Source organism: Pseudomonas sp. 21LCFQ010, assembly GCF_024129905.1.
Lineage (GTDB): Bacteria > Pseudomonadota > Gammaproteobacteria > Pseudomonadales > Pseudomonadaceae > Aquipseudomonas.
Genome location: NZ_JAMYDZ010000002.1, coordinates 465,884 through 479,940, shown reverse-complemented (window position 1 = coordinate 479,940; position 14,057 = coordinate 465,884). Strand labels below are relative to the sequence as shown.

At 58.5% G+C, this 14,057-nt stretch carries 15 protein-coding genes; 5 read left to right on the top strand and 10 right to left on the bottom strand.

What is annotated here, in order from left to right; genetic code table 11:
• Positions 1–84: 84 nt before the first annotated feature.
• Positions 85–723 carry a hypothetical protein gene (locus NJC38_RS05040; RefSeq protein WP_045482749.1) on the bottom strand — a complete coding sequence of 213 codons (639 nt, stop codon included), beginning with the start codon at positions 721–723 and terminating at the stop codon, positions 85–87.
• Between the two features lie 221 nt (positions 724–944).
• On the opposite strand from NJC38_RS05040, the gene sodC reads away from it, so the two are divergent.
• Both sodC and NJC38_RS05030 read left to right on the top strand, forming a co-directional pair.
• Positions 945–1,472, top strand: a complete 528-nt coding sequence (gene sodC, locus NJC38_RS05035; RefSeq protein WP_253111837.1) for a superoxide dismutase [Cu-Zn] SodC — start codon at positions 945–947, stop codon at positions 1,470–1,472.
• Positions 1,473–1,599: 127 nt separating this feature from the next.
• The gene (locus NJC38_RS05030) at positions 1,600–2,583 is read left to right on the top strand and encodes an ATPase (protein WP_253111836.1); all 984 of its coding nucleotides are present in this window, start codon (positions 1,600–1,602) and stop codon (positions 2,581–2,583) included.
• 60 nt (positions 2,584–2,643) lie between these two features.
• Here NJC38_RS05030 and NJC38_RS05025 read toward each other — a convergent pair whose 3' ends face one another.
• The 9 genes from NJC38_RS05025 to NJC38_RS04985 all read right to left on the bottom strand — a co-directional run bounded on the left by NJC38_RS05025 (position 2,644) and on the right by NJC38_RS04985 (position 11,319).
• The gene (locus NJC38_RS05025) at positions 2,644–3,663 is read right to left on the bottom strand and encodes a branched-chain amino acid aminotransferase (RefSeq protein ID WP_253111835.1); all 1,020 of its coding nucleotides are present in this window, start codon (positions 3,661–3,663) and stop codon (positions 2,644–2,646) included.
• A gap of 111 nt (positions 3,664–3,774) precedes the next feature.
• Entirely contained in the window at positions 3,775–4,416 is a 642-nt protein-coding gene (locus NJC38_RS05020; RefSeq protein ID WP_045482760.1) for a CatB-related O-acetyltransferase, read from the bottom strand.
• Positions 4,417–4,444: 28 nt separating this feature from the next.
• Positions 4,445–5,326, bottom strand: a complete 882-nt coding sequence (locus NJC38_RS05015) for a glycosyltransferase family 2 protein (RefSeq protein WP_253111834.1) — start codon at positions 5,324–5,326, stop codon at positions 4,445–4,447.
• A gap of 206 nt (positions 5,327–5,532) precedes the next feature.
• Positions 5,533–6,420, bottom strand: a complete 888-nt coding sequence (gene cyoE / locus NJC38_RS05010; protein ID WP_045482766.1) for a heme o synthase — start codon at positions 6,418–6,420, stop codon at positions 5,533–5,535.
• 10 nt (positions 6,421–6,430) lie between these two features.
• The gene (gene cyoD, locus NJC38_RS05005; RefSeq protein WP_253111833.1) at positions 6,431–6,763 is read right to left on the bottom strand and encodes a cytochrome o ubiquinol oxidase subunit IV; all 333 of its coding nucleotides are present in this window, start codon (positions 6,761–6,763) and stop codon (positions 6,431–6,433) included.
• A complete protein-coding gene (cyoC, locus tag NJC38_RS05000; RefSeq protein WP_253111832.1) occupies positions 6,764–7,390 on the bottom strand; it encodes a cytochrome o ubiquinol oxidase subunit III in 627 nt (208 codons plus the stop codon).
• Between the two features lies 1 nt (position 7,391).
• Positions 7,392–9,404 (bottom strand): cytochrome o ubiquinol oxidase subunit I, encoded by a 2,013-nt coding sequence (gene cyoB / locus NJC38_RS04995; protein WP_045482774.1) that lies wholly within the window; start codon positions 9,402–9,404, stop codon positions 7,392–7,394.
• Between the two features lie 3 nt (positions 9,405–9,407).
• A complete protein-coding gene (cyoA, locus tag NJC38_RS04990) occupies positions 9,408–10,352 on the bottom strand; it encodes a ubiquinol oxidase subunit II (RefSeq protein ID WP_045482777.1) in 945 nt (314 codons plus the stop codon).
• A gap of 442 nt (positions 10,353–10,794) precedes the next feature.
• On the bottom strand, positions 10,795–11,319 hold the full coding sequence (locus NJC38_RS04985; protein ID WP_253111831.1) for a disulfide bond formation protein B: 525 nt from the start codon (positions 11,317–11,319) through the stop codon (positions 10,795–10,797).
• Between the two features lie 595 nt (positions 11,320–11,914).
• Between NJC38_RS04985 and NJC38_RS04980 the strand changes: the two genes are divergently transcribed.
• The 3 genes from NJC38_RS04980 (at position 11,915) to NJC38_RS04970 (ending at position 14,056) form a co-directional block, all read left to right on the top strand.
• Positions 11,915–12,808, top strand: coding sequence for a chemotaxis protein (locus NJC38_RS04980; RefSeq protein WP_253111830.1), 894 nt, complete (start codon positions 11,915–11,917; stop codon positions 12,806–12,808).
• Positions 12,809–12,889: 81 nt separating this feature from the next.
• Complete coding sequence (locus NJC38_RS04975) at positions 12,890–13,204, top strand: hypothetical protein (protein ID WP_253111829.1); 315 nt, start codon at positions 12,890–12,892, stop codon at positions 13,202–13,204.
• Positions 13,205–13,306: 102 nt separating this feature from the next.
• On the top strand, positions 13,307–14,056 hold the full coding sequence (locus NJC38_RS04970) for a YkgJ family cysteine cluster protein (protein WP_253111871.1): 750 nt from the start codon (positions 13,307–13,309) through the stop codon (positions 14,054–14,056).
• Position 14,057 lies beyond the last annotated feature (1 nt).

Genomic DNA, 14,057 nt, shown 5'->3' with positions numbered 1-14,057 from the left:
ATCGGTAGATGCTCAAATTGCTCTGTTCGCGCTCATTACTTGCGAACGTAAAGGCGGCATCCTAACCCACAACCCTGTGCACCATCAGCCATGGCGCTGTTCAAGTTCCATCAGTTCTTGCTCGATGCCGTCCATCAGCACCTCCCAGTCAGCCTGGGTTCTTTGCCGGGCATGGCCTTCGATGGGGAACAGAAAATCCACGATGCCCGGCCTGACCGTCCCCTTGGTTACCGGCCCGAAGAACTCTACCGTCAGCGCCCGCGCCAGCATGTCGAGTTCGGCGGCGTGATTGACCCAGCGCCAGTCGTCACGGACCACCATTTTGTCGAGCAGGATGCATTGTTTCTTGAATGCCCGTAGCGCAAGGCCAAAGGGGCTGACGGCCAGCTGGGCGATGAGCCGCGCGTGATCGGATGCCATCCGCTGCTCGGTGGCGGGACCGAAGAACCACTCATTGAAACCGATCTCGATTTCGCGAAACGCTACATTGGCGTCCCAGATGATGCTCAGGGTCTTGTTCTGCCGGATATCGCGCTTCCAGGTGCCATAGGCGGCGAAGGCAACGCCGGCAATGCCACTGACCGCCAGCGCCCCGATCACTGCCGAGGCCGAGTCGACGACCGCATAGGCCTGGCCGGAGCCGGCGCTGAGCATGGCCGCGCAGACCAGCACGATGAGGGCAAGACAAGCACTGTAAAACCCGAAGGCGTAGGGGTCTTTCATGATTGCACCGAGCCGGTTATTCCCAGTGGCGGGTGGCATCAACCGCTCAGATGACTGAGCTGAGCCTAGCCAAACTTCACCCGCTTCGCCCTGCCACGAGGCATTGATGCGACGGCAGGACAGGTTGAACCAATATCTTCATCCGGCTGCCCAAACAGAACCGGTAAGGTGTCGGTGCTTACTTTTTTCGATTCACAAACAACAGGATGTGTTGAACGCCTATGAAACATACTCTCTGGCTCGGTCTGCTCGGTGCATTTTCCCTTAGCGCTCACGCGGCCTCACTGGACGTCCCGGTCAATATCGTCAGCGCCGATGGCGCGCCCAAAGCGATCGGCAGCGTGCATGTCGAAGAAACCCGGTACGGCCTGCTGTTCACCCCGAAACTCAGTGGCCTGCCGGCCGGCATCCATGGCTTCCACGTCCATCAGAACCCGAGCTGCGACGCGGCCGAGAAAGATGGCAAGAAAGTTGCCGCTCTGGCAGCCGGCGGTCACTTTGACCCGGCCAACACCGGCAAGCATTTGGGCCCATACGACGACAAGGGGCATCTGGGCGACCTGCCGGCGATCTACGTGACTGCTGACGGCAAGGCCGAGTACCCGGTCCTGGCCCCACGTATCAAAAAGCTCGACGAAATCAAAGGCCGAGCCTTGATGGTCCATGCCGGTGGCGATAACCACTCTGACCACCCTGCCCCGCTGGGCGGTGGCGGTGATCGTTATGCCTGTGGCGTGATCAAGGGCTGACTGGGCGGGGCGGCGGGCTATCTGGCTCGCTGCCCGTCTGCCAGGCCGATACGGCAGAAACAGCTTGTGGTGGCTGGACAAACCTACCAATCTTTCCTGGACGCTTCAGATCAGGAAGACCTCAGGCATGAAACCCGGCAAGCCCATCACCCGTGCGTTCTGCATCGAACTGCAGCAAGAGCTGACCATCGTCGATGCACGCCGGGAATATTTCTCCCAGGAACCGCCGCGCAAGCGCTTCGAATTCCTGTGCTCCAGTGAAGTGTGTCGGGCCCAGGGCGTGAAAGTCACCGGGGTGCGCTATGACGTCAAGCCACAGGACAATCCCACCTTCGTGGCCGCGCACTTTCGTGCCAACCCGCACCATCAGCATGATCGCGCTTGCGAGTGGGTCGATGACAGCGATGACGCCCAAGAGCCCGATGTCAGCGATAGCCCTGACCCGCAGGTGCGTTTGCGCCAGGCGCGGCGCAAGCTCGACGACAATATCGACGTGTTCGACCCCAGCCTCAAGCAGCCGCTCAAGGAGCCTTCTGGCGCCGTGCCAACCGGCAAAGCAGAGGACCGGCCAGCCGCGCCTGAACCCGTTGGCCAGGTCAAAGAACCTGCCACGCCGGGTTACAGCGAAACCCGCACCAGCAATCTGGAGCGATTGGTGGACTTCTATCGGCAGGCCCGGGCTGAATTGAGTGATGAGGATTTCAAGCAGTTGACCTTGCGCGTTGCCGGGCAAGGTGAAATCACCCTGCGCTCGTATTTCCGCCACATCAAGTACGCCCACGAAGGCGACAACAGTCGGGTGCTGTACGGCGGCGGGCTGGTCGATGACAAGCGCTACGGCAAGGGCTTCAAGTTTCAGTTCTATGACCGCCTCGATGGCAAGCGGGTGACGTTGTATGTGTCACCGGCGCAGATGCAGGCCTATCGCTCCAGCCGCTACATCGAGGAGCTGCTCAGCCATGCCGCTGAGGTGAAGTTCTTCACGGTCTATGCCTTGGGCACGCTGGTGAAAAGCCCGTCGGGCAAGAGCTTCAGCCTGGAGCTGGACGACTTGCGGCATCTGGCGATCATCCTCGGGCCGGCCAAAGAAGAGGCCAAGCCAGACGCCTGATAACGCCCAATAAAAAAGGGAAGCTTGCGCTTCCCTTTTTGCTACAGCCGGTTCAGCGACTCAGACCTTGACGATCCAGCCTGCTGGCGCTTCAACGTCACCGGACTGTACGCCGGTCAGCTCTTTGTAGAGACGCTGGGTGACCGGACCGACTTCGGTCTCGCTGTGGAATACATGCAGCTTGTCTTTATAGGAAATGCCACCGATTGGCGTGATCACCGCGGCAGTACCGCAGGCACCGGCTTCCTTGAACTGGTCGATCTTGTCGATGAACACGTCACCCTCTTCGACCGTCAGGCCCAGACGGCTGCTGGCCAGCTCCATCAGCGACAGACGGGTGATACCCGGCAGCACCGACGGCGAACGCGGGGTTACGAACTTGTTGTCAGCGGTGATGGCAAAGAAGTTGGCCGAGCCGACTTCTTCGATCTTCGAATGGGTCTGCGGGTCCAGGTAGATGCAATCGGCGAAGCTGTTCTTCTTGGCTTCGGAGCCTGGCAGCAGGCTGGCAGCATAATTGCCGCCGACCTTGGCCGCACCGGTGCCCTGTGGGGCGGCACGGTCGTAGCCGGAGATCACGAAGTTGTTCGGCTTCAGGCCGCCTTTGAAGTAAGCACCGACCGGAATGCAGAAGATCGAGAAGATGAATTCCGGCGCAGTGCGCACACCGATGTTGTCACCCACACCGATCACGAACGGACGCAGGTACAGCGCACCACCGGAGCCGTAAGGCGGGATGAAGTGCTCGTTGGCCTTGACGACCTGCTTGCAGGCCTCGATGAACATGTCGGTAGGAACTTGCGGCATCAACACCCGCGCACAGCTGCGCTGCATGCGTTGGGCGTTCTGGTCAGGACGGAACAGGTTGATCGAGCCATCCTTGCAGCGATAGGCCTTCAGGCCCTCGAAGCACTGCTGGCCGTAATGCAGGGCCGTGGAGCCTTCACTGATGTGCAGAACGTTGTCTTCGGTCAGCGAACCGGCTTGCCACTCACCGTTACGCCAGTAGGAAAGAAAGCGCTTATCGGTCTTGATGTAGTCGAAACCCAGCGTGTCCCAGTTGATGCTCACTTGACTCATAACGCCCTCTTTCATTTAGCAGACTGCCTGGACGAGTCAGGCCAATGCCGTATTCTGCCAGAACTTGCGGGTCTGTCGACATTCAGTCATAGCAGTTTGAATTGCGCACACTCAACCAACCGGTACTGCTTCGGCTGCCTTGCGCCGCCGGATATAGGTCAGGAAAGCCTGCAGGTCCGCGCTGCACAGGGTTCGCGCCACTGACTTGACCTCATCCACCGGCCAGTCCCACCAGGCAGCCTGGAGCAGTTCTTCGCGAACCTGCTCTTCGAAACGCCAGCGGATGAACTTGCACGGATTGCCGCCGACCACCGAGTAAGGCGGCACATCGCGGGTCACCATCGCGCCGGCCGCCACAATGGCGCCATGGCCGATGGTCACGCCGGACAGAATCACCGCATCGGCGCAGATCCAGCAGTCGCTGCCGATCACTACATCACCCTTGCTGGGCGCGTAGTCCTTGATGTCTTCAAGCTTGTCGATCATCGCCGGAAACGGATACGTGGTCAGCCAGTCAGTACGGTGCTCACCGCCCAGCAAAATCCGCACACCGTCGGCAATCGAGGTGTAGGAACCGACCTTCAGGACCGTGTCATCGCCAAACTCCAGCACCTCGGGGATCCCGTAGGTGCCCACACCGACGGTATAACGCGGGTAGCGCAGCCTGATCTTTTCCGCCGACCTGTCCAGCTTGTCCATGCTGCGCAGGCGCTTTCTTGTTTTTCGTTCTTTGAGCAGTTCAAGGAATTTCATGGGGCTCCGGGGATCTTGAACACAACGCTTACCAATGTAGAACCAGACGCTTGAAACGTCGCCAGGTGGTGCGGTTCATGTGCTTGAGCGGGATCGAGCGCAGCAGGCTCCAGGCATGACGCTTGTCGGACACCACCGCATACTTGAGGGCCTTGTGCAGCGCTAACGTGCGGCCGTGCTGATACTCGGGGTGATCGCGATAAGGCTCAAGCGCTCTGAGGTCGGCATCGAGCAATACCCGGTATTTGCGCGACAGGTTGTTGGCATGCCGGCGGTAACGGGTGACAACCACCGGCAGGACGTCGATCCGATAGCCTTGCCGGGCAATGCGCAGGGTTATCTGGAAGTCCTGGACCTTGATTGCCGGGTCGTAGCCATCGGCATCGCGCAACGCCTGCATGCGGTACAGCGCGGTAGGCGCACCGACCACCACCGCACCGCGGACGATCTCGTCGAAGTGCTGACGCTCGATGTAATCGCGGCTCTGCGATTTGATGTCGTTGCCAGCGCAGTCCATGTAGCTGATCAGCGCACCGACGCAGCCGACCTCGGGATGCTGGTCGAGGTACTCGGCGCGGATGCGCACTGAAGACGCCAGCATGATGTCGTCCAGGTCAGGGGTGGACACATAAGTGCCTTTGGCATGCTGCAGCCCGTGATTGAGCGCGGCACTGACGCCCTGATTGGCCTGGGTGTAGAGCTGGAAAGGATATTTGCCCTGCAAGGCTTGCAGCATGGCAATGCTGTTATCGCTGGAGCCGTCATCGACGATGATGACTTCGAAATTTTCGTAGTCTTGGGCGAAGATGCTGTCGATGGCAGCTTCAAGATACTGCTCGGCGTTGTAGCAGGGGGCGATGATCGAAACCAGAGGCGCCTGGGTGGCGGCCTGCTGCGGAGTGGAAGTCATGAGATCACTTTGTTCTTGGCACGCATACTGACAGCCTGATCAATCAGAGGCTGATTGTACCGGCACAACGTTAGCAACTTTTTACAAACCCGATACATGATGCGGCAATCGGTCGGTTTTTGCCATTGCGGCTGGCCAGGGCCCAAACAGCAGGCATAAAAAAACCCTGTTCAAGAACAGGGTTTTTTGTACCGCTCAGGCAAGCATCAGAACGCGTAGGTCACCAGAATCTCTTTGGTTACCTGAAAGTCCACCGACATCATCACGCTCAGCGCGGTGATGGTGACGATGGAGAACACGAACAGCTTGCGTGCCCAAACGGTGTCATCAGCAGCCTTGTAGCCTTTCCAGGCCATATACAGCCAGTACATGCCCAGACCGGCAGCGACCGCGAGGTAGTTCAGGCCGGCGTAGCCGCCAACCGTCAGCATCAGGGTCGCCACCAGAAACGCCAGGATGTACAGCAGGATATGGCGCTTGGTCACCAGGATGCCACGCTTGACCGGCAGAACCGGGATCTTCGCTGCACGATAGTCGTTGAAGCGGAAGATCGCGATGGCGTACGAGTGAGGCATTTGCCACAGGCTGAACATCACCAGCAGGGTCAACGCCGCAAAGTCGAAGTTGTTGCTCACTGCGCAGTAGCCGACCACCGGAGGCATTGCCCCCGACAGGCTACCGATCAGCGTGCCGTGCACCGACTTGCGCTTGAAGTACAGGCTGTACAGACCGACATAAATCACGAAACCGATCACTACCAGCAGTGCCGACAGCGGGTTGGCATAGGTATACAGCAGCCACACGCCCAGCGCACCGAGAACAGCTCCGTAGGCAAGGGCCAGTTTCAGGGACACAAGCCCCTGAACCAGAGCCCGCTCACGGGTGCGCTCCATGCGCTGGTCGATATCGCGGTCAATGCAGTTGTTGAATACACAACCTGAAGCCACGACCAGGGAAGTACCGAGTACCGCCGCCAGAAACACGACGAAATCGATATCCCCCTTGGACGCCAGGAAAAAGCCACCTGCCACCGAAAGCACGTTACCGAAAATGATCCCCGGCTTGGTGATTTGGATAAAGTGCTTCAGTGACATCAGTATTTCCTCACTGCGCCATCATTTCGCGGTGGATGCTGAAGATGATCCACACCGACAGGCCCACCAGGAACACGATCACCAGCGCAGTGAAGACAAACGCCATCACGTTGTTGCGCTGAGCAGACGAGAAGTCCAGGTGCAGGAAGTAGCGCAGGTGAACCAGGATCTGGATGATCGCGAACAGCATGATGATCCAGATAGTGGTGTCTTTCGGCAGAACCGGCGACATCACCAGGGCGAACGGAATGGCAGTCAGGATGATCGACAGCACGAAGCCGATGACATAGTCCTTGACCGAACCGTGACCCTGCTCGTCGTGGGAGTTATGCGAACTAGCCATTTACAGGGCCCCCAACAGGTAAACAATGGTGAACACGCCAATCCAGACCACGTCCAGGAAGTGCCAGAACAGGCTCAGGCAGCTCAGGCGGGTCTTGTTGGTGTTGGTCAGGCCCTTTTTCTGGACCTGATACATCATGATGCCCATCCAGATCAGACCGCTGGTCACGTGCAGACCGTGCAGACCTACCAGCGAGAAGAACGCCGACAGGAAGCCGCTGCGGCTAGGACCGTAGCCTTCGTGGATCAGGTGATGGAACTCGTAGACTTCCATCGCGATGAACGCTGCACCGCACACGAAAGTCACTGCCAGCCAGCGCAGGACACTACTCTTGTTACCTTTGTACAGCGCCAGCATGGCAAAGCCATAAGTGATGGAGCTGACCAGCAGGAACGCGGTTTCCACGGCCACGAACGGCAGCAGGAAGATGTCCTGGCCGGTCGGGCCGCCGGCGACGCTGTTCATCATCACGGCGTAGACCGCGAAGAACGATGCGAACAGCACGCAGTCGGTCATCAGATACAGCCAGAAGCCGTAGATCGTCATGCCACCACTGTCGTGGTGTTCGTCATGCCCGTGATCGTGGTCGTGACCATGGGCTCCGGAGTTGATAGCAATGTTCGACATATTAGACCTGTTCCATCGAAGACTTGGCAGGAGTGTATGCACCTTGGGCCGCCAGGACCTTGTGATGCTCAGCTTCGATACGCGCAACTTCCTCGGCCGGGACCATGTAGCCCTGGTCATCACGTGCAGCGTGAGCAACGAAGACGGCGATGGTTGCTACCAGGCTCGCACCTACCAGCCACCAGATGTGCCAGATGAAGGCGAAACCGAACACGGTCAGCAGCAGACCCATGTACATGCCGGTCGCGGTGTTATTAGGCATGTGGATCGCCGAATACTTGGCCGGAACCTTGTAGGCAGTACCGTTGCGCTTGGCTTCGGTGAATGCGTCGATGTCATCAGCCTTCGGCAGTTCTGCGAAGTTGTAGAACGGCGGTGGCGACGAAGTGGACCATTCCAGGGTGTGGCCATTCCATGGGTCACCGGTCAGGTCGAGGTTCTTGTTGCGGTCGCGGATACTGACGAACAGCTGGATCAGTTGCGAAGCGATACCGGCAGCGATCAGGAACGCACCGAACAGAGCAACGTTCAGGTAGATGTTCCACTCAGGCATATCGGTCGCGTTCAGGCGACGGGTCATACCCAGGAAGCCCAGCGCGTACAGTGGCATGAAGGCCACGAAGAAGCCGCTCAGCCAGAACCAGAACGCAGCCTTGCCCCAGCCTTCGTGCAGCTTGAAGCCGAACGCTTTCGGGAACCAGAACGCGAAGCCTGCGATGTAACCGAATACCGCACCACCGATAATCACGTTGTGGAAGTGAGCGATAACGAACAGGCTGTTGTGCAGCACGAAGTCAGCGCCCGGGATGGCCAGCAGAACGCCGGTCATACCACCGATCGAGAAGGTGATCATGAAGCCCAGGGTCCACATGATCGGCGCGGTGAAACGCAGACGGCCCTGGTAGATGGTGAACAGCCAGTTGAACAGTTTCACACCGGTCGGGATGGCAATCAGCATGGTCGCCAGACCGAAGAAGGCGTTGACGCTGGCGCCCGCACCCATGGTGAAGAAGTGGTGCAGCCAGACCACGAAGCCCAGTACGCAAATACCGCCCGATGCGTAGATCATCGACTTGTGGCCGAACAGACGCTTGCCGGAGAAGGTCGAAACCACTTCCGAGAACACGCCGAACGCCGGCAGTACCAGGATGTAAACCTCAGGGTGACCCCAGGCCCAGAACAGGTTCACGTACATCATTGGGTTGCCGCCCAGTTCGTTCGTGAAAATGTGGAAGTCCAGGTAACGGTCGAGGGTCAGCAGCGCCAGACACGCAGTCAGAATCGGGAACGAAGCCACGATCAGGACGTTGGCGAAGGTGCAGGTCCAGGTGAAGATCGGCATGTCCATCAGCTTCATGCCAGGGGTGCGCATCTTCAGTACGGTAACCAGGAAGTTGACGCCTGTCAGCGTCGTACCCAACCCTGATAGCTGTAGTGCCCAGATGTAGTAGTCGACACCGACGCCAGGACTGTATTGCAGCCCGGACAGAGGCGGATAGGCAACCCAGCCGGTCTTGGCGAACTCACCAACACCCAGAGAGATGTTGATCAGCAGCATGCCGGCGACCAGCAGCCAGAAGCTCAGCGAGTTCAGGAACGGGAAGGCAACGTCACGCGCACCGATCTGCAGTGGCAGAACGATGTTCATCAGGCCGGTGAAGAAAGGCATCGCCATGAAGATGATCATGATCACACCGTGAGCGGTGAAGATCTGGTCATAGTGTTCAGGCGGCAGGAAGCCTTCGGCGCCATTCTGCGCCATGGCCAATTGGGTACGCATCATGATTGCGTCGGCAAAACCGCGCAGCAGCATGACCATGGCGACGATGATGTACATCACGCCGATTTTCTTGTGGTCGACCGAAGTCAGCCACTCGGTCCACAGGTAACCCCACTTCTTGAAGTAGGTGATAGCGCCGGCCAGCGCCAGACCGCCAAGGGCGACCATGGCGAGGGTCACCATGACTATCGGCTCGTGGTACGGAATCGCTTCCAGACTTAATTTGCCTAACATTGTTTACTCCTCTGCCCCAGCAGCTGAATTCTTGCTGTTTTGCGCACCATCGGTACCGGTGACTTGCTTATCACGGATGCTTTGCTTGCTCGGCCCGTGGTTCATGCCCTCGTACTTGTCGATGATGACCTGGAACAGATCAGGGGTGACCGAGGAATAGAGTTCTACGGGGTGACGCTCGCTAGGTTTGAGCAAGGCTGCGTATTCAGCCGAGTCAAGCTGCTTTGGTGAATTCTTGACTTCCTTGATCCACGCCTGGTAATCGGCCTGGCTGGTCGAGATCGCCTTGAACTTCATGCCGGTGAAACCCGCGCCACTGTAGTTGGCGGAAATACCGTTGAACTCGTGATTCTCGTTGGCGATCAGGTGCAGCTTGGTGTGCATGCCCGCCATCGCATAGATCTGGCCGCCCAGACCCGGAATGAACAACGAGTTCATTACGCTGTCAGAGGTAACCTGGAAATTGATCGGCGTGTTGGCCGGGAAGACGATGTGGTTGACCGTGGCAATACCCTCTTCCGGGTAGATGAACAGCCATTTCCAGTCCAGCGACACCGCCTGGATGACCACCGGCTTGACCTCGGACTCCAGCGGACGGTAAGGGTCCAGCTTGTGGGTCGAGACGTAGGTGAAGTAGCCCAGGAAGATCAGCAGGATGATCGGCACGCCCCAGACCGCGACTTCGATCTTGGTGGAGTGCGACCAGTCAGGCGTGTACTTGGCAGCCTTGTTCGACGCGCGATATTTCCAGGCGAAGATGATGGTCATGAAAATGACCGGGATCACCACGATCAGCATCAGCAGCGTAGCGATAACGATCAGGTTGCGTTGCTCGATACCCACCTGCCCTTTCGGATCGAGCAGCGGAAAGCCATCACAACCACTGAGCAGAAGCATACTGAACAGGGCCAAGTAGCCAAAAAACCTGGGGTACCTATTTTTACTCATCTCACGACCTCTAAAAGCAGCTTTCGCGGTGCTGTTGGGTTTCGACCGCCAACACTTCACCCTGCCAGTGCCGGCATGTTTTTTTGAATTGAACAAGGGCCTGCCAGAACGCGGTAGCGAAACGACAAATCCGGTTTAACTTGGATTCTTATCTTGAACGGCTGGAGATCACCTGCCAGGCAGAATAATCACCTTAAGCGCGGCCATTCAGTGCGCTTGGAGGCCAGCGTTGCGCGGCTAATTCAGAGTACGAGCAGCGCTCCCGGCCTCAAAACAGCTAATCGCCAAGCCAGGCTGGACGATAACTGCGGGCGATTGTAGATACGTAAGTTTTTATTGACTATGCCTTATTCTGCAACAGTTAATCTCAGAATCGGTAACAATTGCAAATTTTTGTTGTCCCGATCATGAAAAATGCCTCGTTCTACGAGGCATTTCTAAACTAAAGCCCTTGTAAACCTTGAGGTTTAAGCCGGTTACGTACGATCCCCAGAGGAACCAGTATCGCAGTAAGCACGAATGCTACCAGAGCCCACTGCGCCAGCGACAGTCCCAGAACCGGCGGATAAGGTGTGGAGCAGAAGCCGCTGACCTGAAAGCCTAGGGGAAACATCGACGCCAGGGGGAGTCCGTCGACGATCGGTTGCAGGGTGTCGATTCCGCAGCTCACCGCCGGGTTGGCCAGCACCCAGACGTGCCGGCCAGCCGCCGCAATGCCGCCTATTGCGCTGAGCACCACCAGCGCTTCGAACAGGGTCGTGCTGCGCCGGCCGGGCATGGCCGCGCCGATGAAGGCGAACAGCGCGATCAGCAGCAGCGCGTAGCGCTGCAGGATGCACAGCGGGCAAGGCGCCTCGCCCAATACGATCTGCATGTACAGCGCACCGCCGATCAGCGACAGGCAGATGATTCCCAGCAAGACCAGAAAGCGCTTTTCGCGCTTCAGGTACAACATGTTGTCGCTCATTCACATACCTTTTCAGTTGTTAGGCCACGGCTGCCAAGCGCTCTGGGGCGCCCTGGAACAGCCGATGATCGGGGGCAGGCGCCCGAGACTCAAGGCCCGGGCCGCCATACGGGAAGATTTGCCGTCCGGATGGTCGCCGCCCTGCGCCTAAGGCACCCGTGTGGCAGACCAGCCGGCCGATAACGAATTCCTTCCTTATATATAAAAGGCTGCGTCCTTTTGTCGCACGAGCATTTGCCTGGTAAGCCATTGCGGTGAATTGTCACACCCCACGGCAAGCTCGAAAAACTGTGCGCATTTGCCGCAGCCAAACCTGGCTGGATAACCATGCGCCCTATTGTCGCACGCGCTTCTATATATAGAAGGATGCGACCATTTGCCACACGGCACCGGTCCGATATTTGACGTCAATAAAGTCCAACTGCCACTATAGGTTCCATGCGCCTGCGCTTCTACGGCAAAATGCCAAACCGTGAAACGCCTCTCAGGCCAGATCGCTGCGGGCGACTATTCTCTAACAGAGCTCAAGAGGGTCGCTGGATCATAACGTCAAGACCCGCATCGTTCGACGATATCCATTTGCCATAAGGTTCCTATGTCCACCAAGCACGCCCGTGCAGATTCTCTCTCGCTGCTGTTGTTCACCTTGCGCAGCGGCAAGCTGATGGCAATCAACCTGTTGAAGGTCAGCGAGATCATTCCCTGCCCGGCCCTGACCCATCTGCCCGAATCCCACCCGCACGTAAAAGGCGTAGCCACGTTGCGCGGAGCCTCGCTGTCGGTCATCGACCTGAGCCGGGCCATTGGCGAGCGGCCCTTGGCCGATCCGGATGCCGGCTGCCTGATCGTCACCGATGTGAGCCGCAGCAAACAGGGCCTGCACGTTCAGGCGGTGAGCAAGATCGTCCACTGCCTGACCACCGACATCCGCCCGCCACCCTACGGCTCCAGCCGCCACTCGTTCATCACCGGCGTCACCCAGGTCGATGGCGTACTGGTTCAGGTGCTCGATATCGAGAAGGTCATCCATGGCATCGCACCGGCGCAGATCGTCGTCGAGCCCGATCAACTGACCACTCATGAAGTCGAACTGCTCGGCACGGTACAAATTCTGGTGGTCGACGACAGCCAGGTCGCCTTGCAGCAGTCGATCATCACCCTGCGCAATATCGGTATCGAATGCCGCACCGCGCGCAGTGCCAGAGAGGCCATGGATGTGCTGCTGGAACTCAAAGGCACCTCTGGCGAAATCAACGTGCTGATCTCCGACATCGAGATGTCAGAGATGGACGGTTATGCACTGACCCGTACCCTGCGTGAAACGCCAGACTTCTCTGACCTGTACATCCTGCTGCACACCTCGCTGGACAGCGCGATGAACAGCGAGAAAGCCAGGATTGCCGGGGCCGATGCGGTGTTGACCAAGTTCTCTTCGCCCGAACTGACCCGCTGCGTACTGGAAGCGGCCCGCACCGTGAATGCCCGCTGAGCACTGCGCCCGGCCAGCCGACGAAACCTTGCTCGGGCAATCCAGTCTAACGCCCATTGCCAATGAGCCTGGATGGATGCCATGAGAACCGTTGTGTTGTTACTTGCGACCCTGACCTGTGGGGTGAGCCAGGTCCAGGCCTCAAGTCCTGATGCCTGGCAACAGCTGGACAAGACCGAACGAGCCGCCTGCCTGAAGACAAGCCAGTTGCAAGACGTCAAAGTGCTGGGCAAACAGGCCCGTTTCGACGATCAGGTTGGTTATGACGCCCTGCTGCTGCAAGGTCGCTATCCACAGAAGCACATGAACAATCGCAAAGGCCTGGAGCTGTGCCTGTATCACCGCCAGTCCGGCGAGGCCACAGTCACTGAGTGGGATAGCGTCGAGAAGCGCTGACAGGCGCTGGCATATAACTTGCCTCATTCATTGCCAACCAAAGGTTGAGCGTACATGCCTGCACGCTCAGCCCAAACGCTGGTATGGACGACTCCTGGCGCGATGAATACCCGATTTTCCTGCGTCGGCTGCGGCAAGTGCTGCACTGACCACCATGTCCCTTTGACCCTCAACGAAGCCCGGCAGTGGGCCGCTGACGGCGGTGCCCTGATCGTCCTGACCGAAGGTTTTCTCGACAACGGCTATGGGGTTGAGCAAGCGCAGTGGCAGCACGCCACGCGCCGCTCGATTCTGGTCAACAGCGGCGCTGCCCGAGCGTATATAGCCATCACCTTCGCGGCCTATAACGTCGGACCTTGCCGGAATCTTGACGCGCAGCAGCTGTGCCGTATCTATGAGCGCCGGCCACTGGTGTGCCGTATCTACCCAATGGAGATCAACCCGCATATTCCGTTGCGTCCACACACCAAGGATTGTCCGCCGCACGCCTGGGAACAGGGCCCGGAGCTGATTGTCGGCAATACCCTGGCCGACCCGCAGTTGCTTGCCCTGATCGAACAATCCCGCCAGGCCGACCGCGATGACATTGCAGCCAAGCGGGCCGTGTGTCAGCAGTTGGGGATCGATACCACGGCGCTCAAGGGCAACGGGTTCGTCGCTTATCTACCGGAGATGTCCGCTTTTAGCGCAGCCCTCGAAGCGGTTCACAGCGCCGATGCAGTCGAGCAGACAGCGGCCGAGTGGCGCTTTCATGTCGCCGGCCAACAGGTCAGCGACACCTTGCAACAGGCCGGCGCCCGGCTGGCCGCGCCCGAAACGCCGCCTTACCTGTTCATACCTCTGGCAACCTGAG